This is a genomic window from Streptomyces sp. JLBG701, assembly GCF_058544905.1.
On the sequence record NZ_CM178588.1, the window covers coordinates 9,758,510 to 9,782,792 of the forward strand.

Genomic DNA, 24,283 nt, shown 5'->3' on the forward strand with positions numbered 1-24,283 from the left:
CACCGCCTTCCCATCATCCGATAGCCTCTGCCGACATGCCGCCCGGGTGCCACGGCCAGGGGCGCCACCACGATGTACATGACCGACGCGGACGCGTCGGCACCCAGGGAGTGAGTTCGGTTGTCGACCGCCATCCTCACCGGTCAGTCGGTCCCCGGATCGTCGATCGAGGCCGATCTGCGGTCGCTCGGCTTCGACGTACGGGTCGCCTCCGGTGACGCCGACGCGGAGACGCTCCTCGCCGCGGTGCCGTCCGGACAGCGGGTCGCCGTCGTCGACGCCCGCTTCGTGGGCCACCCGCACGCGCTGCGCCTCGGCCTCACCGACCCCCGCTTCCCGCTCGCCGCGGTGCCGGGCGCCGTGACCGCCCAGCCGGCCGCCCGCCAGGCCCTGGCCCGGGCGCTGGCCCGCGAGAGCTCGGCGGGCGGCGGCACGGCCGTGGCCGTCGACAGCCTCGCCGACCGCATCGTCACCGCCCTCGACGCGGACGGCACCGCCGTCCACCGCCCCGAGCTCGGCAGCCTGGTCGCCGCGGTCCCCGCCGACCCCCAGGCCCGCAACGAGGCACGGCAGGCCCTCGCCGCCGTCGACGACGAGGCCGTACGCCTGAAGTCGGCCGTGAAGGCCCGCGACGGCTTCTTCACCACCCACTTCATCAGCCCGTACTCCCGCTACATCGCCCGCTGGTGCGCCCGCCGCGGCCTCACCCCGAACCAGGTGACCACCGCCTCCCTGCTCACCGCGCTGATCGCGGCGGGCTGCGCGGCCACCGGCACCCGCGGCGGCTTCGTCGCGGCCGGCGTGCTGCTCCTCTTCTCCTTCGTCCTGGACTGCGTGGACGGCCAGATCGCCCGCTACTCCCTCCAGTACTCGACGCTCGGCGCCTGGCTCGACGCCACCTTCGACCGCGCCAAGGAGTACGCCTACTACGCCGGCCTCGCCCTCGGAGCGGCCCGCAGCGGCGACGACGTATGGGCCCTCGCGCTCGGCGCGATGATTCTGCAGACCTGCCGGCACGTCGTCGACTTCTCCTTCAACGAGGCGAACCACGACGCCACCGCCAACACCAGCCCCACCGCCGCCCTCTCCGACAAGCTCGACAGCGTCGGCTGGACGGTCTGGCTGCGCCGGATGATCGTCCTGCCGATCGGCGAGCGCTGGGCGATGATCGCGGTCCTGACGGCCTGCACGACCCCGCGCATCACTTTCTACGCGCTGCTCATCGGCTGCGCCTTCGCGGCGACGTACACCACGGCGGGCCGCGTGCTGCGGTCCCTGACGCGCAAGGCGAACCGCACCGACCGGGCGGCGCAGGCGCTGGCCGACCTCGCGGACAGCGGCCCGCTCGCCGAGCTGCTGGCGCGTTCCGCGCCCGGCAAGCCTCGCAAGACGGCACCCCTCAGCGCTGCCGTGGGTGCCGTCGCGGTGACGCTCGCGGCCTGGCTCTGGGGTCCTTCCTGGGACGTCGTCCTGCTGGCCGGCCTGTATGTCCTGCTGTCGGCCGAAGCCGTCTCCCAACCTCTCAAGGGCGCTCTCGACTGGCTGATCCCCCCGTTCTTCCGCGCCGCCGAGTACGGCACGGTCCTGATCCTGGCCGCCAAAGCGGAGGTGAACGGAGCCCTTCCTGCGGCTTTCGGCCTGGTGGCCGCTGTCGCCTACCATCACTACGACACGGTCTATCGCATCCGCGGCAACGCGGGAGCCCCGCCGAAGTGGCTGGTGCGGACGATCGGGGGGCACGAGGGCCGCACGCTGGCGGTCGCCGTGCTGGCCGCGCTGCTGACCGGCGCGCAGTTCAAGGTCGCGCTCACGGCCCTCGCCGTGGCTGTCGCCCTGGTGGTGCTCGTCGAGAGCGTCCGCTTCTGGGTGTCCGCAGGGGCACCCGCCGTACACGACGAAGGAGAACCCGCATGATCGGCCTCGTGCTGGCGGCCGGCGCCGGAAGGCGTCTGCGCCCCTACACCGACACCTTGCCCAAGGCACTGGTGCCGGTGGGGCCCGCGGGCATGGAGGAGAGCATCACCGTGCTCGACCTCACCCTCGGCAACTTCGCCGAGATCGGGCTGACCGAGGTCGCGATCATCGTCGGCTACCGCAAGGAGGCCGTGTACGACCGAAAGGCGGCCCTTGAGGAGAAGTACGGCCTCAAGCTCACCCTCATCGACAACGACAAGGCCGAGGAGTGGAACAACGCCTACTCCCTGTGGTGCGGGCGTGACGCCCTCAAGGACGGTGTGATCCTCGCCAACGGCGACACCGTCCACCCGGTCTCCGTCGAGAAGACGCTGCTCGCCGCCCGCGGCGACGGCAAGAAGATCATCCTCGCCCTCGATACGGTGAAGAACCTCGCCGACGAGGAGATGAAGGTCGTCGCGGACCCCGAGAAGGGCGTCCGCAAGATCACCAAGCTGATGGACCCGGCCGAGGCCACCGGCGAGTACATCGGTGTCACCCTCATCGAAGGCGACGCCGCCCCCGAACTGGCCGACGCGCTCAAGACGGTGTGGGAGACCGACCCGCAGCAGTTCTACGAGCACGGCTACCAGGAGCTCGTCAACCGCGGCTTCCAGATCGACGTGGCGCCCATCGGCGACCTCAAGTGGGTCGAGATCGACAACCACGACGATCTCGCCAGGGGACGGGAGATCGCGTGCCAGTACTGACGCGGCTCATCCCCTCGCCGGTCGTCGTGGACATCCGCCCAGGTGCCCTCGACGACCTGGGCTGCGTGCTCGCCGACCAGCGGATCTCGCACTCCGGCAAGCTCGCCGTCGCGGTCAGCGGCGGCTCGGGATCCCGGCTGCGCGAGCGGCTGGCCCCTTCGCTACCCGGCGCCACCTGGTACGAGGTCGGCGGCGGCACCCTCGACGACGCGATCCGGCTGGCCGGCGAGATGAAGGCCGGCCACTACGACGCGGTCGTCGGCCTCGGTGGCGGCAAGATCATCGACTGCGCCAAGTTCGCCGCGGCGCGGGTCGGCCTGCCGCTGGTCGCCGTACCGACGAACCTCGCGCACGACGGCCTGTGCTCGCCCGTCGCGACCCTCGACAACGACGCGGGCCGCGGCTCCTACGGCGTGCCCAACCCGATCGCGGTCGTCATCGACCTGGACGTCATCCGCGAGGCGCCGGTCCGTTTCGTGCGGTCCGGGATCGGCGACGCGATCTCCAACATCAACGCGATCGCGGACTGGGAGCTGTCCAACCGCGTCAACGGCGAGAAGATCGACGGCCTCGCCGCCGCCATGGCCCGTCAGGCCGGTGAGGCGGTGCTGCGGCACCCGGGCGGAGTCGGCGACAACGGCTTCCTCCAGGTGCTCGCCGAAGCACTGGTCCTCAGCGGTATCGCCATGTCGGTGTCGGGCGACTCGCGGCCCTCCTCCGGCTCGTGCCACGAGATCAACCACGCCTTCGACCTGCTGTACCCCAAGCGCGCCGCCAGCCACGGCGAGCAGTGCGGACTGGGCGCCGCCTTCGCGATGTACCTGCGCGGAGCGCACGAGGAGTCGGCCTACATGGCCGAGGTGCTGCGTCGGCACGGACTGCCGGTGCTGCCGGAGGAGATCGGCTTCACGGACGACGAGTTCGTCCGGGTCGTCGAGTTCGCGCCGCAGACCCGGCCCGGCCGCTACACGATCCTCGAACACCTCGACCTCAAGACCGACCAGATCAAGGACATCTACGCCGACTATGTCAAGGCCATCGGTAGCTGAACTCCGTCCCGTCGTCCACCCCGCAGGGGTGAAGGACCGGCGCAGCGGTGAGCACTGGATGGGACGCCTCTACATGCGTGAGGTGTCCCTGCGGGTCGACCGCTACCTGGTGAACACCAGGGTGACGCCCAACCAGCTCACGTACCTGATGACCGTCTTCGGCGTGCTCGCGGCCCCGGCCCTGCTGGTGCCGGGGATCACGGGCGCCGTGCTCGGCGTGGTGTGCGTCCAGATGTACCTGCTGCTCGACTGCGTCGACGGCGAGATCGCCCGCTGGCGGCAGCAGTTCTCGCTCGGCGGGGTCTACCTGGACCGCGTCGGCGCCTACCTGACGGACGCCGCGGTGCTCGTCGGCTTCGGTCTGCGCGCCGCCGATCTGTGGGGCAGCGGGCGCATCGACTGGCTGTGGGCCTTCCTCGGCACCCTGGCGGCCCTCGGCGCGATCCTCATCAAGGCCGAGACCGACCTCGTCGGCGTCGCCCGGCACCAGACGGGCAAGGCCCCGGTCCAGGAGGCCGCGTCCGAGATGCGCTCCTCCGGCATGGCGCTGGCCCGCAGAGCCGCCGCTGCCTTCAAGTTCCACCGGCTGGTCCTCGGCATCGAGGCGTCCCTGCTGATCCTGCTCCTGGCGATCCTGGACCAGATGCGCGGCGACCTGTTCTTCTCCCGGCTCGGCGTCGCGGTCCTGGCCGGCATCGCGATCCTCCAGACCCTGCTGCACCTCGTGTCCATCCTCGCGTCGAGCAGGCTCCGGTGAGCCCCGGCCTGCGGATCGGCGCGGTCGTCATCACCATGGGCAACCGCCCCGACGAACTGCGGGCTCTCCTCGACTCGGTCGCCAAGCAGGACGGCGACCCGGTCGAGGTGGTCGTGGTCGGCAACGGCTCACCCGTCCCCGACGTGCCCGACGGCGTCCGCACGATCGAACTGCCCGAGAACCTCGGTATCCCCGGCGGCCGCAACGTCGGTGTAGAGGCCTTCGGCCCCTACGGCCGTGACGTCGACGTCCTGCTGTTCCTCGACGACGACGGCCTGCTCGCCCAGCACGACACCGCCGAACTGTGCCGCCGCGCCTTCGCCGCCGACCCGAGGCTCGGCATCGTCAGCTTCCGCATCGCCGACCCGGACACCGGCGTCACCCAGCGCCGCCACGTGCCGCGGCTGCGCGCCGCCGACCCGATGCGCTCCTCCCGGGTCACCACCTTCCTCGGCGGCGCCAACGCCGTCCGTACGAAGGTCTTCGCCGAAGTCGGCGGCCTCCCGGACGAATTCTTCTACGCGCACGAGGAAACCGACCTGGCATGGCGGGCTCTCGACGCGGGCTGGATGATCGACTACCGGTCCGACATGGTGCTGTACCACCCCACGACCGCGCCCTCACGGCACGCGGTCTACCACCGCATGGTCGCCCGCAACCGCGTCTGGCTGGCCCGTCGCAACCTGCCCGCGCCCCTCGTCCCCGTGTACCTCGGGGTCTGGCTGCTGCTGACCCTGGTCCGGCGCCCCTCGCGTCCCGCCCTGCGGGCCTGGTTCGGCGGTTTCAAGGAGGGCTGGACCACCCCGTGCGGAACTCGCCGCCCCATCAAGTGGCGTACGGTGTGGCGCCTGACTCGACTGGGCCGCCCCCCTGTCATCTGACAAGCTCGTCAATGGGAGCACCCAGGCCGCACACAGGCCCCCGGTTCATGCCAGACCCGCACAGGCTGCGCATCTCGAAGACGAAAGTTTCCACACGTGAGTGAGACAACGCATGACGGCGGAGTCGCGGTGACAGCGTTTCCGTCGCCCGACGACGGCCTCGGCGCGGAGCAGCTCGCCGCCAAGTACGGGCTGAGCGTCAGCGGCGCCCGCCCCGGACTCGCCGAGTACGTCCGTCAGCTCTGGGGACGGCGGCACTTCATCCTCGCCTTCTCGCAGGCGAAGCTGACCGCCCAGTACAGCCAGGCGAAGCTCGGCCAGCTGTGGCAGGTGGTCACGCCGCTGCTGAACGCGGCCGTGTACTTCTTCATCTTCGGCGTCATCCTCAACGCCAGCCGCGGCATGTCCAAGGAGGTGTACATCCCGTTCCTGGTGACCGGCGTCTTCACCTTCACCTTCACCCAGAGCTCGGTGATGTCGGGCGTCCGCGCGATCTCCGGCAACCTCGGCCTGGTCCGCGCCCTGCACTTCCCGCGCGCCGCGCTGCCGGTCTCCTTCGCGCTCCAGCAGCTCCAGCAACTGCTCTTCTCGATGATCGTGATGTTCGCCGTGGTGATCGGCTTCGGCAGCTACCCGGACCTGTCCTGGCCGCTGATCCTGCCGACGCTCGCCCTTCAGTTCCTCTTCAACACCGGCCTCGCGCTGATCGTGGCCCGCGCCGGCGCCAAGACCCCGGACCTGGCCCAGCTGATGCCGTTCGTGATGCGTACGTGGATGTACGCGTCCGGTGTGATGTTCTCCATCCCGATCATGCTGGCAGACAAGCCGGCCTGGGTCGCGAACGTCCTGCAGTGGAACCCGGCCGCCATCTACATGGACCTGATGCGCTTCGCGCTCATCGAGGGCTACGGCTCCGAGAACCTCCCCGAGCACGTCTGGGCGGCCGCGGGCGGCTGGGCGGCGCTCTTCGCCGTCGGCGGCTTCGTGTACTTCTGGAAGGCGGAGGAGAGGTACGGCCGTGGCTGAGCAGAGGAGCGACTCCCACATCCCCACCGTCATCGCCGACGAACTGCACATCGTCTACCGGGTCAACGGCGCCAAGACCGGCAAGGGCAGCGCCACCGCCGCCCTCAGCCGCATCGTCAAGCGCGGCGAGGAGCGGGGCGTGCGCAAGGTGCACGCCGTCAAGGGCGTCTCCTTCACCGCCTACCGCGGCGAGGCCATCGGCCTGATCGGCTCCAACGGTTCCGGCAAGTCGACCCTGCTGCGCGCCATCGCCGGTCTGCTCCCCGCGGAGAAGGGCAAGGTCTTCACCGACGGCCAGCCCTCCCTGCTGGGCGTCAACGCGGCCCTGATGAACGACCTCACCGGCGAGCGGAACATCATATTGGGTGGGCTCGCCATGGGCATGACCCGCGAGGAGATCAGGGAGCGCTACCAGGAGATCGTCGACTTCTCCGGCATCAACGAGAAGGGCGACTTCATCACCCTCCCGATGCGCACCTACTCCTCGGGCATGGCGGCCCGTCTGCGCTTCTCCATCGCCGCGGCCAAGGACCACGACGTCCTGATGATCGACGAGGCCCTGGCCACCGGTGACCGCAAGTTCCAGCGGCGCTCCGAGGAGCGGATCCGTGAGCTCCGCAAGGAGGCCGGCACGGTGTTTCTGGTCAGTCACAACAACAAGTCGATCCGGGATACCTGCACCCGCGTCCTGTGGCTGGAGCGGGGCGAGCTGCGCATGGACGGTCCGACCGAAGAGGTCCTCAAGGAGTACGAGAAGTTCACGGGCAAGTAGCCCGGTTTGCCCAGGGCCCTGCCGGAACTGTTCCGGTGGGGCCCTGCGTCTGCAAAGGAAACGTCAACTCCGGCTCGCCTTAGGAATCTTGACGCCAATCGGTGTGTTGTTGTGATGCGCAGGACACCCCGACGATCCTCGCCGCGTTGTACAACGTAAGCTGTACCGGTGCTGATTCGCGGCAAGTGGGGCGATAATGCGCGACACCCGGCATGGGGTCGCCCCGCGGTCGACGGGGCGGATGGCCGGGCGGCGTGTCCGAAATAGTGTGTATTGGGTCGGCAGTGTAGAACGGGAGATGTGACGGCAATGGCTACGGAAACTCCCCAGGTCGACGCAGCGTGTGCCGTCTCCGCCCCGGGCAGTGAGTGGTGACCGGAACCGGCACCGCGCCCACGGGGGATGCGGAGCGCGGCACGCTCGACAAGGCCGCGGACGAGAACTTCCCCGTGGCGCCGTTCTTCCTGCCCAAGGCCTGGCGCGCCGACCTCATGGCCGTTTACGGTTTCGCCCGTCTCGTCGACGACATCGGCGACGGCGACCTGGCCCCCGGCGGCGCCGACGCCCGCCTGCTGGGCGTGACCCCCGACGAAGCCGACGACCGCCTGGCGATGCTGGACGCCTTCGAGGCCGACCTCCACCGGGTGTTCGAATCGACCCCGCGCCACCCCATCCTGCGCAGCCTCCAGCCGACGGTCCGCCGCCGCTCGCTGACCCGCGAGCCCTTCCTCGGCCTGATCGCCGCCAACCGCCAGGACCAGCTGGTCAAGCGGTACGAAACCTGCGACGACCTGCTCTCCTACTGCGAACTGTCCGCCAACCCCGTCGGCCGCCTCGTCCTCGCCGTCACCGGCACCGAGACCCCCGAGCGCGTCCGCCGCTCCGACCTGATCTGTACGGCGCTCCAGATCGTCGAACACCTGCAGGACGTCGCCGAGGATCTCGGCCGCGACCGCATCTACCTTCCCGCCGAGGACATGAAGCGCTTTCACGTCCAGGAGGCGGATCTCGCCACGAAGACCGCGGGCGCATCGGTGCGCGCACTGGTTGCATACGAAGCGCAACGCGCTCGCGATCTGCTGAATGAAGGCGCCCCCCTGGTGGGTAGCGTCCACGGCAGACTGAAACTGCTGCTCGCGGGGTTCGTGGCGGGAGGAAGGGCGGCAATCCAAGCGATCGCCGCCGCCGAATACGACGTACTTCCCGGCCCGCCGAAGCCCGGCAAGATCCAGTTGCTGCGTCAGGTGGGCGTGACCCTGCGAGGAGAGGGGTGATTCGGACCGTGGAATCGGAACAACACGCGTCCGCACCGGTACTCGCCGCCTACAGCTACTGCGAGGCCGTCACCGGACAGCAGGCACGTAACTTCGCCTACGGCATCAGACTTCTGCCGACGCCCAAGCGCCGTGCGATGTCTGCGCTGTACGCGTTCTCCCGGCGCGTCGACGACATCGGCGACGGCACGCTGGAGCCGGACGTCAAGATCGCGAGACTGGAGGACACCCGGGCCCTGCTGACCCGGGTGCGCGAAGGCACGGTCGACGAGGACGACACCGACCCGGTCGGAGTCGCCCTCGCCCACACTGCCGAGACCTTCCCGGTCCCGCTGGACGGGCTGGACGAACTCATCGACGGCGTACTGATGGACGTACGCGGTGAGACGTACGAGACCTGGGACGACCTGAAGGTGTACTGCCGCTGTGTGGCGGGCGCCATCGGGCGGCTCTCGCTCGGTGTGTTCGGTACGGAACCGAGGGCGCGCGGCGCCGAGCGCGCGCCGGAGTATGCCGACACGCTCGGCCTCGCGCTCCAGCTCACCAACATCCTGCGGGACGTCCGCGAGGACGCCGAGGGCGGTCGTACCTATCTGCCCGCCGACGACCTGGCCAAGTTCGGCTGCTCGGCCGGGTTCAGCGGGCCGAAACCGCCCGAGGGCTCCGACTTCGCGGGTCTCGTGCACTTCGAGGTGCGCCGGGCCCGCGCCCTTTTCGCCGAGGGCTACCGGCTGCTCCCCATGCTCGACCGCCGCAGTGGCGCCTGTGTCGCCGCCATGGCCGGCATCTACCGCCGCCTCCTGGACCGCATCGAGCGCGAGCCGGAGGCCGTGCTGCGCGGCCGCGTCTCGCTGCCCGGGCGGGAGAAGGCCTACGTCGCCGTGCGCGGCCTCTCCGGTCTCGACGCCCGGCATGTGTCCAGGACCGTCAGGAGGCGCGCCTGATGGACAATTTGGGCCAAGGTGATTCCACCGGAGAAAAGCGGCACGCAACCCTCCGCCTCCGAACCGCGTCCCTGACTGCAACGGCCGGCCGTGCACCGTTGAAGCACCGCGGCGGCCGCGCAGGGGGGAATGCACGATGACCGACGGCACGCAGCCCGACGGGCTGCCTGCGGGCATGACGAAACGGCCGTCCGGGCGCGACGCCGTCGTGATCGGCGGAGGGCTCGCCGGCATCACCACCGCGCTCGCGCTCGCCGACGCGGGAGTCCGCGTCACGCTCCTCGAAGGCCGGCCCCGTCTCGGCGGGCTCGCCTTCTCCTTCCAACGCGGCGAACTGACCGTCGACAACGGACAGCACGTGTACCTGCGCTGCTGCACCGCCTACCGCTGGTTCCTCGACCGCATCGACGGCGCGGAGCTCGCTCCGCTGCAGGATCGTCTCGACGTGCCCGTACTCGACGTCGCGAAGCCCGAAGGTCGCCGACTCGGCAGGCTGCGGCGCGACGCGCTGCCCGTGCCCCTGCATCTGGGGCGCAGTCTGGCGACGTATCCGCATCTCTCACTCGCCGAGCGGGCCAAGGTCGGCCGTGCCGCGCTCGCGCTCAAGGGGCTCGACCTCGCCGATCCGAGCCTGGACGCACAGGACTTCGGCAGCTGGCTGACCGCGCACGGTCAGTCGGCGCGTGCCATCGACGCCCTGTGGGACCTGGTCGGGGTCGCCACCCTCAACGCGGTCGCGGGCGATGCCTCGCTGGGGCTCGCCGCGATGGTGTTCAAGACCGGTCTGCTGTCCGACCCGGGCGCGGCCGACATCGGCTGGGCGCGCGTCCCGCTGGGTGAACTGCATGACCGGCTGGCCCGCAAGGCGCTCGACTCCGCGGGCGTGCGTACCGAAGTCCGTACACGCGTCACCTCCATCTCTACTGACGAGAACGGGCGCCTACGCGTTCAGGTTCCCGGCGAGACGCTGGCTGCCGACGCGGTCGTCCTCGCCGTACCGCAGCGCGAAGCGCACGAGCTGCTGCCCGCAGGGGCCCTCGACGCCCCTGACCAGCTGCTCGACATCGGGACCGCGCCGATCCTCAACATCCATGTCGTCTACGACCGCAAGGTCCTCGACGTACCTTTCCTCGCGGCTCTCGGCACGCCGGTGCAGTGGGTCTTCGACCGAACCGACGCGTCCGGGCTGAAGGACGGCCAGTATCTGGCGCTGTCGCAGTCGGCCGCGCGGGACGAGATCGACGCGCCCGTCGCCGAGCTGCGCGAGCGCTATCTGCCCGAGCTGGAACGGCTGCTGCCCGGTACCCGCGGCGCCGAGGTGAAGGACTTCTTCGTGACCAGGGAGCGCACGGCGACGTTCGATCCCGCCCCCGGCGTCGGACGGCTGCGGCCCGGCGCCCGTACCAAGGCCCCCGGCCTCTATCTGGCCGGAGCGTGGACCGCCACTGGGTGGCCCGCGACCATGGAGAGTGCGGTCCGCAGCGGTGTGAGCGCGGCGGACGCCGCCCTCGCCGCCCTGGGCCGGCCCCGCCCCGCCCACCTCTTCGAGTTCGAGGAGGCGGCGTGATGCTCGATCAGCATCCGGCAGGCCCCCGCACCCCCGGTACCGCAACAAGAGGAGAGACTGTGCCCACTGTGCCCCCGGCCTCGAAGGCTGCCGACGCGGTGGACGTGACCGCGCTCCTGGAGCGCGGCCGGACCCTGGCCACACCGGTACTGCGGGCGGCGATCGACCGCCTCGCGTCTCCCATGGACACCGTTTCCGCCTACCACTTCGGCTGGATCGACGCCGAGGGCAACCCCACGGCCGGCGACGGCGGCAAGGCCGTGCGCCCCGCCCTCGCCGTGCTCTCCGCCGAGGTCACCGGCGCCGCGCCCGAGGTCGGGATCCCCGGCGCGGTCGCCGTCGAACTGGTCCACAACTTCTCGCTGCTGCACGACGACCTGATGGACGGCGACGAACAGCGCCGCCACCGTGACACCGTCTGGAAGGTGCACGGCCCCGCCCAGGCCATCCTGGTCGGCGACGCCCTGTTCGCCCTGGCCAACGAGATCCTGCTGGAACTCGGCACCGTCGAGGCCGGCCGCGCCACCCGCCGCCTGACCACCGCCACCCGCGCCCTCATCGACGGCCAGGCACAGGACATCTCCTACGAGCACCGCGACCGCGTCAGCGTCGAGGAGTGCCTGGACATGGAGGGCAACAAGACCGGCGCCCTGCTCGCCTGCGCCAGCTCCATCGGCGCCGTGCTCGGCGGCGCGGACGACCGTACCGCCGACACCCTGGAGAAGTACGGCTACCACCTCGGCCTGGCCTTCCAGGCCGTCGACGACCTCCTCGGCATCTGGGGCGACCCGGAGTCCACCGGCAAGCAGACCTGGAGCGACCTGCGCCAGCGCAAGAAGTCCCTGCCGGTCGTCGCCGCGCTCGCCGCGGGCGGTCCCGCCTCGGACCGGCTCGGCGAGATCCTCGCCGCCGACGCCAAGAGCAGCGACTTCGAGAACTTCTCCGAGGAGGAGTTCGCGGCCCGCGCCGCCCTCATCGAGGAGGCCGGCGGCCGCGAGTGGACGGCCGCGGAGGCACGCCGTCAGCACACCATCGCCATCGAGGCCCTCGACGCCATCGACATGCCCGACCGGGTGCGGGCCCAGTTCACGGCGCTCGCCGACTTCGTCGTCGTACGAAAGAGATGATCACTATCGGTCGAATAGACCTCGCGTAGTCGCCGGCCGGTGCTGCGAGCAGATCGCCCACCGGCCGACGGCGGACCCACAGCAGAGACATCGCACTCACTGCACGAAGGGGAAGCCATGACAGCGACGACCGACGGAAGCACCGGGGCCCTGCCGCCCCGCGCTGCCGCGGCCAGCGAAACCGAGAGCACCACCTCCGCGGCGGCCGGGGTTCACGAAGCCGCCGAGAGCGCCACCCGGCGCGCCACCGACTTCCTGCTGTCCCTGCAGGACGCCGAGGGGTGGTGGAAGGGCGACCTCGAAACGAACGTCACGATGGACGCCGAGGATCTGCTGCTCCGTCAGTTCCTGGGAATCCGCGACGAGTCCACCACGCGCGCGGCCGGACTCTTCATCCGCGGCGAACAGCGCGAGGACGGCGCCTGGGCGTCCTTCTTCGGCGGACCCGGCGAACTCTCCACCACCATCGAGGCGTACGTCGCCCTGCGGCTGGCCGGTGACGCGCCGGACGCGCCGCACATGGCGAGGGCGTCCGCCTGGATCCGCGACCGGGGCGGCATCGCCGCCGCCCGTGTCTTCACCCGGATCTGGCTGGCCCTCTTCGGCTGGTGGAAGTGGGACGACCTGCCCGAACTCCCGCCCGAGCTCATCTACTTCCCGAAGTGGATGCCGCTCAACATCTACGACTTCGGCTGCTGGGCCCGGCAGACCATTGTGCCGCTCACGATCGTCTCCGCGAAACGGCCGGTCCGTCCCGCGCCCTTCGCGCTGGACGAGCTGCACACCGACGCGAGTCGGCCCAATCCGGTCAAGCCCCTTGCTCCGGTGGCCAGTTGGGACGGTGCCTTCCAGCGTCTGGACAAGGCGCTGCACCAGTACCGCAGGTTCGCGCCGCGCAAGCTGCGCAGGGCCGCGATGAACACCGCCGGCCGCTGGATCATCGAGCGGCAGGAGAACGACGGCTGCTGGGGCGGCATCCAGCCCCCCGCCGTGTACTCGGTGATCGCGCTGCATCTGCTCGGCTACGACCTCGAACACCCTGTGATGCGTGCGGGACTTGAGTCGCTGGACCGTTTCGCCGTCTGGCGTGAGGACGGGGCCCGGATGATCGAGGCCTGCCAGTCGCCGGTGTGGGACACGTGCCTCGCGACCATCGCGCTGGCCGACGCGGGCGTGCCCGCCGACCATCCGCAGCTGGTGAAGGCGGCGGACTGGATGCTGGGGGAGGAGATCGTGCGGCCCGGCGACTGGGCGGTCAAGCGGCCCGGGCTCCCGCCGGGCGGCTGGGCGTTCGAGTTCCACAACGACAACTACCCCGACATCGACGACACCGCCGAGGTCGTCCTCGCACTGCGCCGGGTCAAGCACCACGACCCGGAGCGAGTGGACAAGGCGATCGGACGCGGGGTGCGCTGGAACCTCGGGATGCAGTCCAAGAACGGCGCCTGGGGTGCCTTCGACGTCGACAACACCAGCAGCTTCCCCAACCGGCTGCCGTTCTGCGACTTCGGTGAGGTCATCGACCCGCCGTCCGCGGACGTCACCGCGCACGTGGTGGAGATGCTGGCCGTCGAGGGGTACTCGCACGACCCCCGTACCCGCCGCGGCATCGAGTGGCTGCTCGCCGAACAGGAGCCGGACGGCTCGTGGTTCGGGCGCTGGGGCGTCAACTACATCTACGGCACCGGGTCGGTGGTGCCGGCTCTGACCGCCGCCGGAATCCCCGCCTCGCACCCCGCGGTCCGCCGTGCGGTGACCTGGCTGGAGAGCGTGCAGAACGACGACGGAGGCTGGGGCGAGGACCTGCGCTCCTACCACGACGTCAAGGCGTGGAGCGGCCGGGGCGCCTCGACCGCCTCGCAGACGGCCTGGGCGCTGCTCGCCCTGCTGTCGGCGGGGGAGCGGGACTCCAAGGCCGTGGAGCGTGGCATCGAATGGCTCGCCACGACCCAGCGGGAGGACGGCTCCTGGGACGAGCCGTACTTCACGGGAACCGGCTTCCCGTGGGACTTCTCCATCAACTACCACCTCTACCGGCAGGTCTTCCCGCTCACCGCGCTCGGCCGATACGTCAACGGAGAGCCGTTCTCCGGGGTCAAGGGGGGCTGATGACCACACAGCCCGCCACGGCCCCGCTGCTGATCGCCTGCGCGCTCGGCATCGAGCGCCTCGCCCTGCGCACCGGCGACCGCGGCGGTTCCGGCGGGCCGGTCACCGTCCTGCGGACGGGCATGGGACCCGAGGCGGCCGAGGTCTCGGTCGCCCGGGTCCTCGCCCACCCCGAGCTCGCCGCGGCCGCGGTGCTGGCCACGGGCTTCTGCGCGGGGCTCGCCCCCGGCATGCACCCCGGCGATCTGGTCGTCGCCGGGGAAACCCGGCACCCGCGTGGAACCGTTCGGTGCGTCGGGACCGACCTACTCGTCAGGGAACTGGTCAAGGCCGTGCCCGGCCGTACGGTCCACACCGGACCGCTCACCGGTTCCGATCACGTCGTCCGCGGTCAGGAACGGTCGGATCTGCTCGCGACCGGCGCGATCGCGGTCGACATGGAGTCCGCGGCCACACTTCTCAGCGCCGTGCGCACGGGCGTGCGCCCGGTTGCGGCTGTACGGGTGGTCGTGGACGCTCCAGAACATGAACTCGTCCGGATCGGCACGGTGCGCGGTGGAATATCAGCCTTCCGCGTCCTTCGTTCCGTCCTTCCCGCTTTCTTCGAATGGCACCGTTCCTTGCTGCTCCCCAGGAGGTGAGCCAGATGGCCATGCCGCTGCGCCAGTCCATCAAGGTCGCTACATATTTGGCTGAACAGAAGCTCCGCAAGCGCGACAAGTTCCCACTGATCGTCGAACTCGAACCACTCTTCGCGTGCAACCTCGCGTGCGAGGGCTGCGGCAAGATCCAGCATCCGGCGGGCGTGCTCAAGCAGCGCATGCCGGTGGCGCAGGCCGTCGGGGCGGTGCTGGAGTCCGGGGCGCCGATGGTGTCCATCGCCGGCGGTGAGCCGCTGATGCACCCTCAGATCGACGAGATCGTGCGGCAGTTGGTGGCGAAGAAGAAGTACGTCTTCCTCTGCACCAACGCCATGCTGCTGCGCAAGAAGATGGACAAGTTCAAGCCCTCGCCGTACTTCGCCTTCGCGGTGCACATCGACGGGCTGCGCGAGCGGCACGACGAGTCGGTGGCGAAGGAGGGCGTGTTCGACGAGGCCGTGGAGGCGATCAAGGAGGCCAAGAAGCGCGGCTTCCGGGTCACCACCAACTCGACCTTCTTCAACACGGACACCCCGCAGACCGTCATCGAGGTGCTCAACTACCTCAATGACGATCTGCACGTCGACGAGATGATGATCTCGCCCGCCTACGCCTACGAGAAGGCGCCCGACCAGGAGCACTTCCTGGGCGTGGAGCAGACCCGCGAGCTGTTCAAGAAGGCCTTCGCGGGCGGCAACCGCAAGAAGTGGCGGCTCAACCACTCCCCGCTCTTCCTGGACTTCCTGGAGGGCAAGGTCGACTTCCCGTGCACCGCCTGGGCGATCCCGAACTACTCGCTCTTCGGCTGGCAGCGCCCCTGCTACCTGATGAGCGACGGGTACGTCCCGACGTACCGCGAGCTGATCGAGGACACCGACTGGGACAAGTACGGCCGCGGCAAGGACCCGCGCTGCGCCAACTGCATGGCGCACTGCGGCTACGAGCCCACCGCCGTCCTCGCCACCATGGGTTCGCTGAAGGAGTCGCTCCGCGCCATGCGCGAGACGGTCTCCGGAAACCGCGAGTGACGTGATGACCGCCATTTCCTTGGGCGTCCCCGAGGTGCCGGTCCGCCCGATCGCCGAGCGGCGCGTGTCGCGACAGATCCAGGTCGGACCCGTGGCGGTCGGGGGCGGGGCGCCGGTGTCGGTGCAGTCGATGACGACGACCCGTACGTCGGACATCGGCGCGACGCTCCAGCAGATCGCCGAGCTGACGGCGTCCGGCTGCCAGATCGTGCGCGTGGCCTGTCCCACGCAGGACGACGCGGACGCCCTGGCGACCATTGCCCGCAAGTCGCAGATCCCGGTGATCGCGGACATCCACTTCCAGCCGAAGTACGTGTTCGCCGCGATCGAGGCGGGCTGTGCGGCCGTACGCGTCAATCCCGGCAACATCAAGCAGTTCGACGACAAGGTCAAGGAGATCGCGCGGGCCGCCAAGGACCACGGCACGCCGATCCGTATCGGGGTCAACGCCGGCTCGCTCGATCGCCGGCTGTTGCAGAAGTACGGGAAGGCGACGCCCGAGGCTCTCGTCGAGTCGGCGCTGTGGGAGGCGTCGCTCTTCGAGGAGCACGGGTTCCGGGACATCAAGATCTCGGTCAAGCACAACGACCCCGTGGTCATGGTCAACGCCTACCGGCAGCTGGCGGCGCAGTGCGACTACCCGCTGCACCTCGGCGTGACGGAGGCGGGGCCGGCCTTCCAGGGCACGATCAAGTCGGCGGTCGCCTTCGGGGCGCTGCTGAGCGAGGGCATCGGCGACACCATCCGGGTGTCGCTGTCCGCGCCGCCCGCCGAGGAGGTCAAGGTCGGCATCCAGATCCTGGAGTCGCTGAACCTGCGGCAGCGGCGACTGGAGATCGTGTCGTGTCCGTCCTGCGGACGGGCCCAGGTCGATGTCTACAAGCTCGCCGACGAGGTCACGGCCGGTCTGGAGGGCATGGAGGTGCCGTTGCGCGTCGCGGTCATGGGCTGCGTCGTCAACGGGCCGGGCGAGGCGCGGGAGGCGGACCTGGGGGTCGCCTCCGGCAACGGGAAGGGTCAGATCTTCGTGAAGGGCGAGGTCATCAAGACCGTCCCCGAGTCGAAGATCGTGGAGACGCTCATCGAGGAAGCGATGAAGATCGCCGAGCAGATGGAGCAGGACGGCGTCGCGACCGGCGCCCCCGCCGTCACCGGAACACCGGCAGTGACGGTGAGTTGAAGCAAGGCACGTACCGATATAGGGGGCCGAGCGTGACAATTCTGGAGAACATCCGGGGACCACGCGACGTGAAGGCGCTGTCCGAGGCGGAACTCGGTGAACTGTCCGACGAAATACGAGAGTTCCTGGTGCACGCGGTCGCCAGGACCGGAGGCCATCTCGGGCCCAATCTGGGCGTCGTGGAACTCTCCATCGCACTCCACCGGGTGTTCGAGTCACCGGTCGACCGCATCCTCTGGGACACCGGTCACCAGAGCTACGTACACAAGATTCTGACCGGCCGTCAGGACTTCTCCAAACTGCGCGGCAAGGGCGGCCTCTCCGGCTACCCCTCGCGCGAGGAGTCCGAGCACGACGTCATCGAGAACAGCCACGCCTCCACCGCGCTCGGCTGGGCCGACGGGCTCGCCAAGGCCCGCCAGGTACAGGGCGAGAAGGGCCATGTGGTCGCGGTCATCGGCGACGGCGCGCTGACCGGCGGCATGGCCTGGGAGGCGCTCAACAACATCGCGGCCGCCAAGGACCGGCCGCTGATCATCGTCGTCAACGACAACGAACGGTCCTACTCGCCGACCATCGGCGGCCTTGCCAACCACCTCGCGACCTTGCGCACCACCGACAGTTACGAGCAGGTCCTGGCCTGGGGCAAGGACGTACTGCAGCGCACTCCCGTCATCGGCAACACCGTCTACGAGGCACTGCACGGCGCGAAGAAGGGCTTCAAGGACGCGTTCGCGCCGCAGGGCATGTTCGAGGACCTGGGGCTGAAGTACGTCGGCCCGATCGACGGACACGACATCGGCGCCGTCGAGTCGGCGCTGCGCCGGGCGAAACGCTTCCACGGGCCCGTCCTCATCCACTGCCTGACCGAGAAGGGGCGCGGATACGAGCCCGCCCTCGCGCACGAGGAGGACCACTTCCACACCGTCGGCGTGATGGACCCGCTCACCTGCGAGCCGCTCGCGCCCTCCAACGGGCCTTCCTGGACCTCGGTGTTCGGCGACGAGATCGTGCGGATCGGGGAGGAGCGGGAGGATGTCGTGGCCATCACGGCGGCCATGCTGCATCCCGTGGGCCTCGGCAAGTTCGCCGCGCGGTTCCCGGACCGGGTGTGGGACGTGGGCATCGCCGAGCAGCACGCGACCGTGTCGGCGGCCGGGCTGGCCACCGGCGGTCTACATCCCGTCGTCGCCGTCTACGCCACCTTCCTCAACCGCGCCTTCGACCAGCTCCTGATGGATGTCGCGCTGCACCGCTGCGGAGTGACGTTCGTCCTGGACCGGGCCGGCATCACCGGCGTCGACGGGGCCTCCCACAACGGCATGTGGGACATGTCCATCCTCCAGGTCGTGCCGGGGCTCAGGATCGCCGCCCCGCGCGACGCCGACCAGCTCCGCGCCCAGCTGCGCGAGGCCGTGGCCGTGGACGACGCGCCGACGCTCGTCCGCTTCCCCAAGGAGTCCGTCGGACCGACGATTCCGGCGCTCGACCACGTGGGCGGCATGGACGTGCTGCACAGGGCCGACGAACCCGACGTGCTCCTCGTCGCGGTGGGGGTCATGGCCCCTGTCTGTCTCCAGGTCGCCGAACTGCTTGAGGCCCGCGGCCTCGGCTGCACGGTCGTCGACCCGCGCTGGGTCAAGCCGGTCGATCCGGCGCTGCCCCCGCTCGCCGCCGGCCACCGGCTCGTCGCGGTCGTGGAGGACAACAGCCGGGCCGCCGGGGTGGGCGCCGCGATCGCGCTGGCTCTCGGGGACGCCGAAGTCGACGTACCGGTACGGCGGTTCGGCATTCCGGAGCAGTTCCTCGCGCACGCCAAACGTGGTGAGGTGCTCGCGGACATCGGCCTCACGCCGGTCGAGATCGCCGGGCGGATCAGCGCAAGCCTGGCCGCCAAGGAAGAGCTGTCCAAGGAGAAACAGGAATGACCACCGCCGAATCCGCGTCCCGGTCAACGGAGTTCGACCTCCGCGCCCTGCTCGCCGAGCGCGGAGCCGAACGCTACGAGCTGCACACCAAGTACCTCAACCACCAGCTCCCGCGCATGCTGCACACCATCGGCTTCGACAAGGTCTACGAGCGGGCCGAGGGCGCCTATTTCTGGGACGCGGACGGCGACGACTACCTGGACATGCTCGCCGGGTTCGGGGTGATGGGCCTGGGGCGCCACCACCCCGTTGTCCGCAAGGCGCTGCACGACGTCCTCGACGCCCAGCTCGCCGACCTCACCCGCTTCGACTGCCAGCCCCTGCCCGGGCTGCTGGCCGAGCGGCTGCTCGCGCACAGCCCGCACCTGGACCGGGTGTTCTTCGGCAACAGCGGTACGGAGGCGGTGGAGACCGCGCTGAAGTTCGCCCGGCGGGCGACCGGCAAGCCGCGCGTCCTGTACTGCGAGCACTCCTTCCACGGTCTGACCACCGGTTCCCTGTCCGTCAACGGTGAGGACGGCTTCCGCGACGGCTTCGCACCGCTGCTGCCCGACACGGCCGTACCGCTCGGTGATCTGGACGCCCTGGCACGGGAGTTGAAGAAGGGCGACGTCGCCGCCCTGATCGTCGAGCCGATCCAGGGCAAGGGCGTGCACGCGGCGCCGCCCGGATATCTGCTCGCCGCCCAGGAGCTGCTGCACCGGCACAAGGCGCTGCTCATCGCCGACGAGGTGCAGACGGGACTGGGCAGGACCGGCGACTTCTACGCCTATCAGCACGAGGACGGTGTCGAGCCGGACCTGGTGTGCGTGGCGAAGGCGCTGTCCGGCGGATATGTGCCGGTGGGCGCCACCCTCGGCAAGGACTGGATCTTCAAGAAGGTCTACTCGTCGATCGACCGGGTCCTCGTCCACTCGGCGAGCTTCGGATCCAACGCCCAGGCCATGGCGGCCGGCCTCGCCGTGCTGTCCGTCATGGAGAACGAGCAGATCGTCGCCAACGCACGTGCGACGGGGGAGCAGTTGAAGTCCCGGCTCGCGGCACTGGTCGACAAGTACGAGCTGCTCGCCGACGTGCGCGGGCGGGGCCTGATGATCGGCATCGAGTTCGGCAGGCCCAAGTCGCTGAAGCTGCGTAGCCGTTGGACCATGCTCCAGGCCGCGCGCAAGGGGCTGTTCGCGCAGATGGTGGTCGTCCCGCTGCTCCAGCGGCACCGGATCCTCACCCAGGTCTCCGGCGACCACCTGGAGGTGATCAAGCTGATCCCGCCGCTGATCGTCGGCGAGCGGGAGGTGGACCGGTTCGTCGAGGCCTTCACGGCGGTGATGGACGACGCGCACAGCGGCGGCGGCCTGATGTGGGACTTCGGAAAGACGCTGGTCAAGCAGGCGGTGGCAAACCGCTAGGCACCACAGCCGGAGCAGACTTTGCCTCTGAGGCAAGAAAGTTGCCTCAGAGGTAAAGCTGCGGCTGAATGGAGGGCATGAGCGCTCCCGAAGCCGAGCCCGAGCCGCTGTCGGCGTCCGGGCCGGCCGAAGACCTGCCCACCGTCGCACCGCAGCTCCGTTCGCTGCGCCGCCGCGCCGCCCTCACCCTGGAGACCGCCGCCCACGCGGCCGGACTCTCGCCCGCCCACCTCTCCCGCCTGGAGACCGGCCGGCGCCAGCCATCACTGCCGATGCTGCTGTCGCTCGCCCGTATCTACGGTACGACGGTTTCCGAGCTGCTCGGCGAGACGGTCGCGGACCGGGACGCGGTCGTGCGCGCCGCCGACATGGAACCGACCCGGGCGGGCGGCTGGACCTACCGGCAGGCAGGGGCGCCGGGCCGCGGGATGCAGGCCCTGCGGGTCCACATCCCGTACGGCTCCCAGGGTGACATCGTGCGCGTGCACGCCGGCGAGGAGTGGCTGTATGTCCTCAAGGGGCGGCTGCGGCTGCGCCTCGGGGACACCACGCATGTGCTGCCGCCGGGCGACAGCGCGCACTTCGACTCGCTGACCCCGCACCGCCTCGCCGCCGAGGACCGCGACGGAGTCGAACTCCTCTTCGTCCACACGCTCCTGCAGAGCCCCACCACCGCGCTGTGCCTCGGCCCCACCATTGGAGAGACGTCATGAGCGACATGGAGGAGAAGTTCCCCCGGGCCATGTGGGTCCGGCTGATCATCTACATCGCGGCGGGCCACGTCTTCGCCGCCTTCCTCTTCCTGCTGTTCGAGATGGGGGCGAGGCAGTGAAGGGCCGCCTCAGTCGAGCAGGCGCTCGCGCAGCCGCTCCCGGGTCTCCGGCGTGATTCCCAGTCCCTGCTCCAGGTAGGCGTCGACGCCGCCCCACGTCTCCTCGATGGTCTCGACGGCCGCCGTCAGGTATTCGGCCCGCGCGTCGAAGAGGGGGCTGAGCAGCTCCATGACCTCGGGGGAGTAGGCCGAGGCCGAGGAGCTGCTGCGGTGCACCTTGTAGCGGCGGTGCTTGGCGTTCGACTCCAGGTAGTCGGCGAGGATCGCCTCGCGCTCCACGCCCAGGGCGAGGAGGGTCACGGCTATCGACAGGCCCGCGCGGTCCTTGCCGGCCGCGCAGTGCATCAGGGCCGGCACGCTGTCCTCGGCGAGCGCGTGCAGCACCCGGGAGTGCTCGGCGGTGCGTTCCTTGACGATCGTGCGGTACGAGCCGATCATGCGGTCCGCGCCCTTGCCGTCCCCGAGGAACGAGCGCAGCTGGTCGATGTCGCCGTCGCGGACCATGACCCAGAACTCGGAGCCGTGTGCGGGATCCGTCAGCGGCAGGTTCACATTGCGCACGCCGGGCAGCTCGACGTCCTCGCCTTCCAGCTTCTTGTCGGCCGCGTTGCGGAAGTCGAAGATCGTGTGCAGGCCCAGGGAGGCGAGGAACGTGGCGTCCTCGTCGGTCGCGTGCGCGAGATGGCCGCTGCGGAACAGCACGCCCTGCCGCACCCGCCGTCCGTCCACGGTCGGCAGCCCGCCCACGTCACGGAAGTTGCGCACTGCGGCCAGCTCGGGCTCGGTCGACGGCACCTGCTGCGTCACGGGGGCTCCTCCCAGTCCGCCCCGCCGACGCACGTCATCGGTGGGCACGCCTTCGACCATACGACATGGATTCCCAGGGCAATGAGTTGTCCACAGGCGTTGCTTCTCCGGCCCCCGGACGTTGATGATGTTGGTGCTTGATCGGACCTGTTGAGATGTGTGGGAGCCTGATGTTGGAGATCGCCGAGACCGGTCGTACGTGGCTTCTTTCGGGCCCCACGAGCAGTTACGCCGTCCATCTCACGGACGCCGACGAACTGCTGCATCTGCACTGGGGTCCCAGGATCACCCTGGCCGACGCCGAGGCCCTCGCCGTGCGCCCGCTGCCGGACTACTGGCCCTTCGAGTCCCAGCTCGACGGCCGTGAGGAGTACCCGGTCGAGGGCGGCCCCCGCTTCACGCGCCCCGCCCTGTCCGTGCGCACGGACGAGCGCCGCGGCACCGAGTGGAGCTTCGAGCGGGACGAGAGCGAGGGCGACGAACTGCGGCTCCGCTTCCGCGACGCCGGGCTGTCCGTCACGCTGCACTACCGGATGCGCGGAGATGTCGTCGAGCGCTGGACGACGCTCGGCAACGACGGCCCGGCCGCCCTGGAGCTGCTCCGCGCCGACTCGGCCACCTGGACCCTGCCCGACCGCGACGGCTGGCGCCTGTCCCAGTTGCACGGCCGCTGGGCCGCCGAGTCCCGGCTCGTGAGCGCCCCCCTCACCTACGGTGAGAAGGTCATCGGCAGCCGCCGCGGCCACACCGGGCACCAGCACCTGCCGTGGGTCGCGCTCGACACCGACGCGAACGAGGAGCGCGGCGAGGTCTACGGCTGCGCCCTCGGCTGGTCGGGGTCCTGGCGGATCGCCGTGGCCCAACTTCCGGACGCGCGCGTGCAGATCACCGGCGGGGTGGGATACGACGACTCGGGCCTGCTGAAGCTGGACGCGGGCGAGTCGTTCACGACGCCCGTCTTCGCGGGGTTGTGGAGCGACGCGGGCTTCGGCGGCGCCAGCCGGACCTGGCACGCCTACCAGCGGACGTACGTCATCCCGGAGGTCGACCAGGACCGGCCGGTGCTCTTCAATTCCTGGGAGGCCACGGAGTTCGACATCGCCGAGGAGCAGCAGCGGGAGCTCGCGCGGCGGGCCGCGGCGATGGGCGTCGAGCTGTTCGTGGTCGACGACGGCTGGTTCGGGACGCGGACCAGCGACCGGGCCGGGCTCGGCGACTGGGCGCCCAACCCCGACCGCTTCCCGGCCGGCCTCAAGCCGCTCGCCGACTACGTCCACGACCTCGGCATGCAGTTCGGCATCTGGGTCGAGCCCGAAATGGTCAATCCGGACAGCGAGCTGTATCGCGCGCACCCCGACTGGGTGCAGTTCCAGCCCGGACGAAAGCGGACGGAGTTCCGCAATCAACTGGTACTGAACCTCGCCCGCGAGGACGTCCAGGAATACCTCTGGGAAAAGCTCGACGGACTCCTCTCCAGCGCCCCCGTCGACTACGTCAAGTGGGACTTCAACCGCTGCTTCACCGACGCGGGCTGGCCCGGTGAGCCGTATCCGCAGCGCCTGTGGGTCGACCATGTGCGCGCGCTCTACGCCCTGTTGGACCGGCTGCGGGAGGCCCATCCCGGGGTGGCCTTCGAGTCCTGCTCGGGTGGCGGCGGCCGGATCGACCTCGGTGTGATGAGCCGTACGGATCAGGTGTGGACCTCGGACAACACCGACCCCCTCGACCGGCTCGCCATCCAGCACGGCTTCAGCCAGATCCACCCCGCCCGGGTCATGGCCGCCTGGGTCACCGACAGCCCGAACACCCAGCTCAACGGCCGGGTCAGCTCGCTCCGATTCCGGTTCGTGAGCTCCATGGCGGGCGTACTCGGCGTCGGTGGCGACCTCGCGAAGTGGAGCGACGAGGAGCTCGCCGAGGCGCGGGAGTGGGTGGAGCTCTACAAGGAGATCCGGCCCCTCGTGCAGCGCGGCGACCAGTACCGGCTGCGGCCTCCGCGCGGCGGGCTGAGCGCCGTGCAGTACGTGCGCGGCGACGAGGCCGTCGTCCTCGCCTGGCTCCAGGCGCAGAGTTACGGCGAGCCGGTCCCGGCTCTTCGGTTGCGCGGCCTCGACCCGACAGCATCGTACGAATGCCGTGAAACGGGCGAAGTTCACAGGGGTGCCGTATTGCTGCATCACGGGCTGCGTACAGGCTTGCTCGGTGACCTTGATGCGGCAGTTTTCCGGCTGCGTCGCATCTGAGTATTCTGTCCGAATTGAACCCTTCATTCCAACTCGCTCTGGAATGAAG

At 69.9% G+C, this 24,283-nt stretch carries 22 protein-coding genes; 21 read left to right on the forward strand and 1 reads right to left on the reverse strand.

The features are described from left to right. Nucleotides 1-120: 120 nt before the first annotated feature. The 20 genes from AC5DRG_RS44640 (at nt 121) to AC5DRG_RS44735 (ending at nt 21,184) form a co-directional block, all read left to right on the forward strand. Nucleotides 121-1,914, forward strand: a complete 1,794-nt coding sequence (locus AC5DRG_RS44640; RefSeq protein WP_491805744.1) for a DUF5941 domain-containing protein — start codon at nt 121-123, stop codon at nt 1,912-1,914. Continuing rightward, nucleotides 1,911-2,663: a phosphocholine cytidylyltransferase family protein gene (locus AC5DRG_RS44645; protein ID WP_491805745.1), complete on the forward strand. Its 753-nt coding sequence runs from the start codon at nt 1,911-1,913 to the stop codon at nt 2,661-2,663. Before AC5DRG_RS44640 ends, AC5DRG_RS44645 begins: the two co-directional genes overlap by 4 nt. Next, entirely contained in the window at nt 2,651-3,712 is a 1,062-nt protein-coding gene (locus AC5DRG_RS44650; protein ID WP_491805747.1) for an iron-containing alcohol dehydrogenase family protein, read from the forward strand. Before AC5DRG_RS44645 ends, AC5DRG_RS44650 begins: the two co-directional genes overlap by 13 nt. Next, nucleotides 3,690-4,469, forward strand: coding sequence for a CDP-alcohol phosphatidyltransferase family protein (locus tag AC5DRG_RS44655; protein WP_491805749.1), 780 nt, complete (start codon nt 3,690-3,692; stop codon nt 4,467-4,469). Before AC5DRG_RS44650 ends, AC5DRG_RS44655 begins: the two co-directional genes overlap by 23 nt. 35 nt (nt 4,470-4,504) lie before the next feature. Beyond that, nucleotides 4,505-5,350 (forward strand): glycosyltransferase family 2 protein, encoded by an 846-nt coding sequence (locus AC5DRG_RS44660; RefSeq protein ID WP_491813328.1) that lies wholly within the window; start codon nt 4,505-4,507, stop codon nt 5,348-5,350. A 96-nt stretch (nt 5,351-5,446) separates the two neighbouring features. Then, entirely contained in the window at nt 5,447-6,376 is a 930-nt protein-coding gene (locus AC5DRG_RS44665) for an ABC transporter permease (RefSeq protein WP_491805751.1), read from the forward strand. Further along, nucleotides 6,369-7,148 carry an ABC transporter ATP-binding protein gene (locus tag AC5DRG_RS44670; RefSeq protein WP_491805753.1) on the forward strand — a complete coding sequence of 260 codons (780 nt, stop codon included), beginning with the start codon at nt 6,369-6,371 and terminating at the stop codon, nt 7,146-7,148. Before AC5DRG_RS44665 ends, AC5DRG_RS44670 begins: the two co-directional genes overlap by 8 nt. A 371-nt stretch (nt 7,149-7,519) precedes the next feature. Beyond that, entirely contained in the window at nt 7,520-8,422 is a 903-nt protein-coding gene (gene hpnC, locus AC5DRG_RS44675; protein ID WP_491805755.1) for a squalene synthase HpnC, read from the forward strand. Next, nucleotides 8,419-9,366: a presqualene diphosphate synthase HpnD gene (hpnD, locus tag AC5DRG_RS44680; RefSeq protein WP_491805757.1), complete on the forward strand. Its 948-nt coding sequence runs from the start codon at nt 8,419-8,421 to the stop codon at nt 9,364-9,366. The genes hpnC and hpnD overlap by 4 nt, the downstream gene beginning before the upstream one ends. Further along, a complete protein-coding gene (locus tag AC5DRG_RS44685) occupies nt 9,366-9,506 on the forward strand; it encodes a DUF6380 family protein (RefSeq protein WP_491805759.1) in 141 nt (46 codons plus the stop codon). Before hpnD ends, AC5DRG_RS44685 begins: the two co-directional genes overlap by 1 nt. Further along, on the forward strand, nt 9,503-10,933 hold the full coding sequence (gene hpnE / locus AC5DRG_RS44690; RefSeq protein WP_491805761.1) for a hydroxysqualene dehydroxylase HpnE: 1,431 nt from the start codon (nt 9,503-9,505) through the stop codon (nt 10,931-10,933). The genes AC5DRG_RS44685 and hpnE overlap by 4 nt, the downstream gene beginning before the upstream one ends. Beyond that, nucleotides 10,933-12,060: a polyprenyl synthetase family protein gene (locus AC5DRG_RS44695; RefSeq protein ID WP_491805763.1), complete on the forward strand. Its 1,128-nt coding sequence runs from the start codon at nt 10,933-10,935 to the stop codon at nt 12,058-12,060. The genes hpnE and AC5DRG_RS44695 overlap by 1 nt, the downstream gene beginning before the upstream one ends. Before the next feature lie 117 nt (nt 12,061-12,177). Continuing rightward, nucleotides 12,178-14,169, forward strand: coding sequence for a squalene--hopene cyclase (shc, locus tag AC5DRG_RS44700; protein WP_491805765.1), 1,992 nt, complete (start codon nt 12,178-12,180; stop codon nt 14,167-14,169). Next, entirely contained in the window at nt 14,169-14,810 is a 642-nt protein-coding gene (locus AC5DRG_RS44705) for a 5'-methylthioadenosine/S-adenosylhomocysteine nucleosidase family protein (protein ID WP_491805767.1), read from the forward strand. The genes shc and AC5DRG_RS44705 overlap by 1 nt, the downstream gene beginning before the upstream one ends. 5 nt (nt 14,811-14,815) lie before the next feature. Continuing rightward, nucleotides 14,816-15,838 (forward strand): adenosyl-hopene transferase HpnH, encoded by a 1,023-nt coding sequence (gene hpnH / locus AC5DRG_RS44710; protein ID WP_266885513.1) that lies wholly within the window; start codon nt 14,816-14,818, stop codon nt 15,836-15,838. Nucleotides 15,839-15,842: 4 nt separating this feature from the next. Further along, on the forward strand, nt 15,843-17,018 hold the full coding sequence (gene ispG, locus AC5DRG_RS44715; protein ID WP_491805770.1) for a flavodoxin-dependent (E)-4-hydroxy-3-methylbut-2-enyl-diphosphate synthase: 1,176 nt from the start codon (nt 15,843-15,845) through the stop codon (nt 17,016-17,018). Between the two features lie 32 nt (nt 17,019-17,050). Then, on the forward strand, nt 17,051-18,946 hold the full coding sequence (dxs, locus tag AC5DRG_RS44720; protein WP_491805772.1) for a 1-deoxy-D-xylulose-5-phosphate synthase: 1,896 nt from the start codon (nt 17,051-17,053) through the stop codon (nt 18,944-18,946). Beyond that, nucleotides 18,943-20,352, forward strand: a complete 1,410-nt coding sequence (locus tag AC5DRG_RS44725; RefSeq protein WP_491805774.1) for an aspartate aminotransferase family protein — start codon at nt 18,943-18,945, stop codon at nt 20,350-20,352. The genes dxs and AC5DRG_RS44725 overlap by 4 nt, the downstream gene beginning before the upstream one ends. A gap of 77 nt (nt 20,353-20,429) precedes the next feature. Continuing rightward, entirely contained in the window at nt 20,430-21,065 is a 636-nt protein-coding gene (locus tag AC5DRG_RS44730) for a helix-turn-helix domain-containing protein (RefSeq protein ID WP_491805775.1), read from the forward strand. After that, a complete protein-coding gene (locus AC5DRG_RS44735) occupies nt 21,062-21,184 on the forward strand; it encodes a DUF6126 family protein (RefSeq protein WP_491805777.1) in 123 nt (40 codons plus the stop codon). Before AC5DRG_RS44730 ends, AC5DRG_RS44735 begins: the two co-directional genes overlap by 4 nt. 9 nt (nt 21,185-21,193) lie before the next feature. On the opposite strand, the gene AC5DRG_RS44740 is transcribed toward AC5DRG_RS44735, so the two are convergent. After that, nucleotides 21,194-21,991 carry a tyrosine-protein phosphatase gene (locus AC5DRG_RS44740; RefSeq protein ID WP_491805779.1) on the reverse strand — a complete coding sequence of 266 codons (798 nt, stop codon included), beginning with the start codon at nt 21,989-21,991 and terminating at the stop codon, nt 21,194-21,196. A 170-nt stretch (nt 21,992-22,161) separates the two neighbouring features. Between AC5DRG_RS44740 and AC5DRG_RS44745 the strand changes: the two genes are divergently transcribed. Continuing rightward, entirely contained in the window at nt 22,162-24,234 is a 2,073-nt protein-coding gene (locus AC5DRG_RS44745) for an alpha-galactosidase (protein WP_491805781.1), read from the forward strand. The last annotated feature ends 49 nt before the right edge of the window (nt 24,235-24,283 follow it).

What these genes read in the sequence shown, in the direction of transcription:
- AC5DRG_RS44645 (WP_491805745.1), top strand. Translation starts at nt 1,911, where the DNA reads ATGATCGGCCTCGTGCTGGCGGCCGGCGCCGGAAGGCGTCTGCGCCCC.
- AC5DRG_RS44655 (WP_491805749.1), top strand. Translation starts at nt 3,690, where the DNA reads ATGTCAAGGCCATCGGTAGCTGAACTCCGTCCCGTCGTCCACCCCGCA.
- AC5DRG_RS44660 (WP_491813328.1), top strand. Translation starts at nt 4,505, where the DNA reads ATGGGCAACCGCCCCGACGAACTGCGGGCTCTCCTCGACTCGGTCGCC.
- AC5DRG_RS44685 (WP_491805759.1), top strand. Translation starts at nt 9,366, where the DNA reads ATGGACAATTTGGGCCAAGGTGATTCCACCGGAGAAAAGCGGCACGCA.
- hpnE (WP_491805761.1), top strand. Translation starts at nt 9,503, where the DNA reads ATGACCGACGGCACGCAGCCCGACGGGCTGCCTGCGGGCATGACGAAA.
- AC5DRG_RS44695 (WP_491805763.1), top strand. Translation starts at nt 10,933, where the DNA reads ATGCTCGATCAGCATCCGGCAGGCCCCCGCACCCCCGGTACCGCAACA.
- shc (WP_491805765.1), top strand. Translation starts at nt 12,178, where the DNA reads ATGACAGCGACGACCGACGGAAGCACCGGGGCCCTGCCGCCCCGCGCT.
- AC5DRG_RS44705 (WP_491805767.1), top strand. Translation starts at nt 14,169, where the DNA reads ATGACCACACAGCCCGCCACGGCCCCGCTGCTGATCGCCTGCGCGCTC.
- hpnH (WP_266885513.1), top strand. Translation starts at nt 14,816, where the DNA reads ATGGCCATGCCGCTGCGCCAGTCCATCAAGGTCGCTACATATTTGGCT.
- ispG (WP_491805770.1), top strand. Translation starts at nt 15,843, where the DNA reads ATGACCGCCATTTCCTTGGGCGTCCCCGAGGTGCCGGTCCGCCCGATC.
- AC5DRG_RS44725 (WP_491805774.1), top strand. Translation starts at nt 18,943, where the DNA reads ATGACCACCGCCGAATCCGCGTCCCGGTCAACGGAGTTCGACCTCCGC.
- AC5DRG_RS44730 (WP_491805775.1), top strand. Translation starts at nt 20,430, where the DNA reads ATGAGCGCTCCCGAAGCCGAGCCCGAGCCGCTGTCGGCGTCCGGGCCG.
- AC5DRG_RS44735 (WP_491805777.1), top strand. Translation starts at nt 21,062, where the DNA reads ATGAGCGACATGGAGGAGAAGTTCCCCCGGGCCATGTGGGTCCGGCTG.
- AC5DRG_RS44745 (WP_491805781.1), top strand. Translation starts at nt 22,162, where the DNA reads ATGTTGGAGATCGCCGAGACCGGTCGTACGTGGCTTCTTTCGGGCCCC.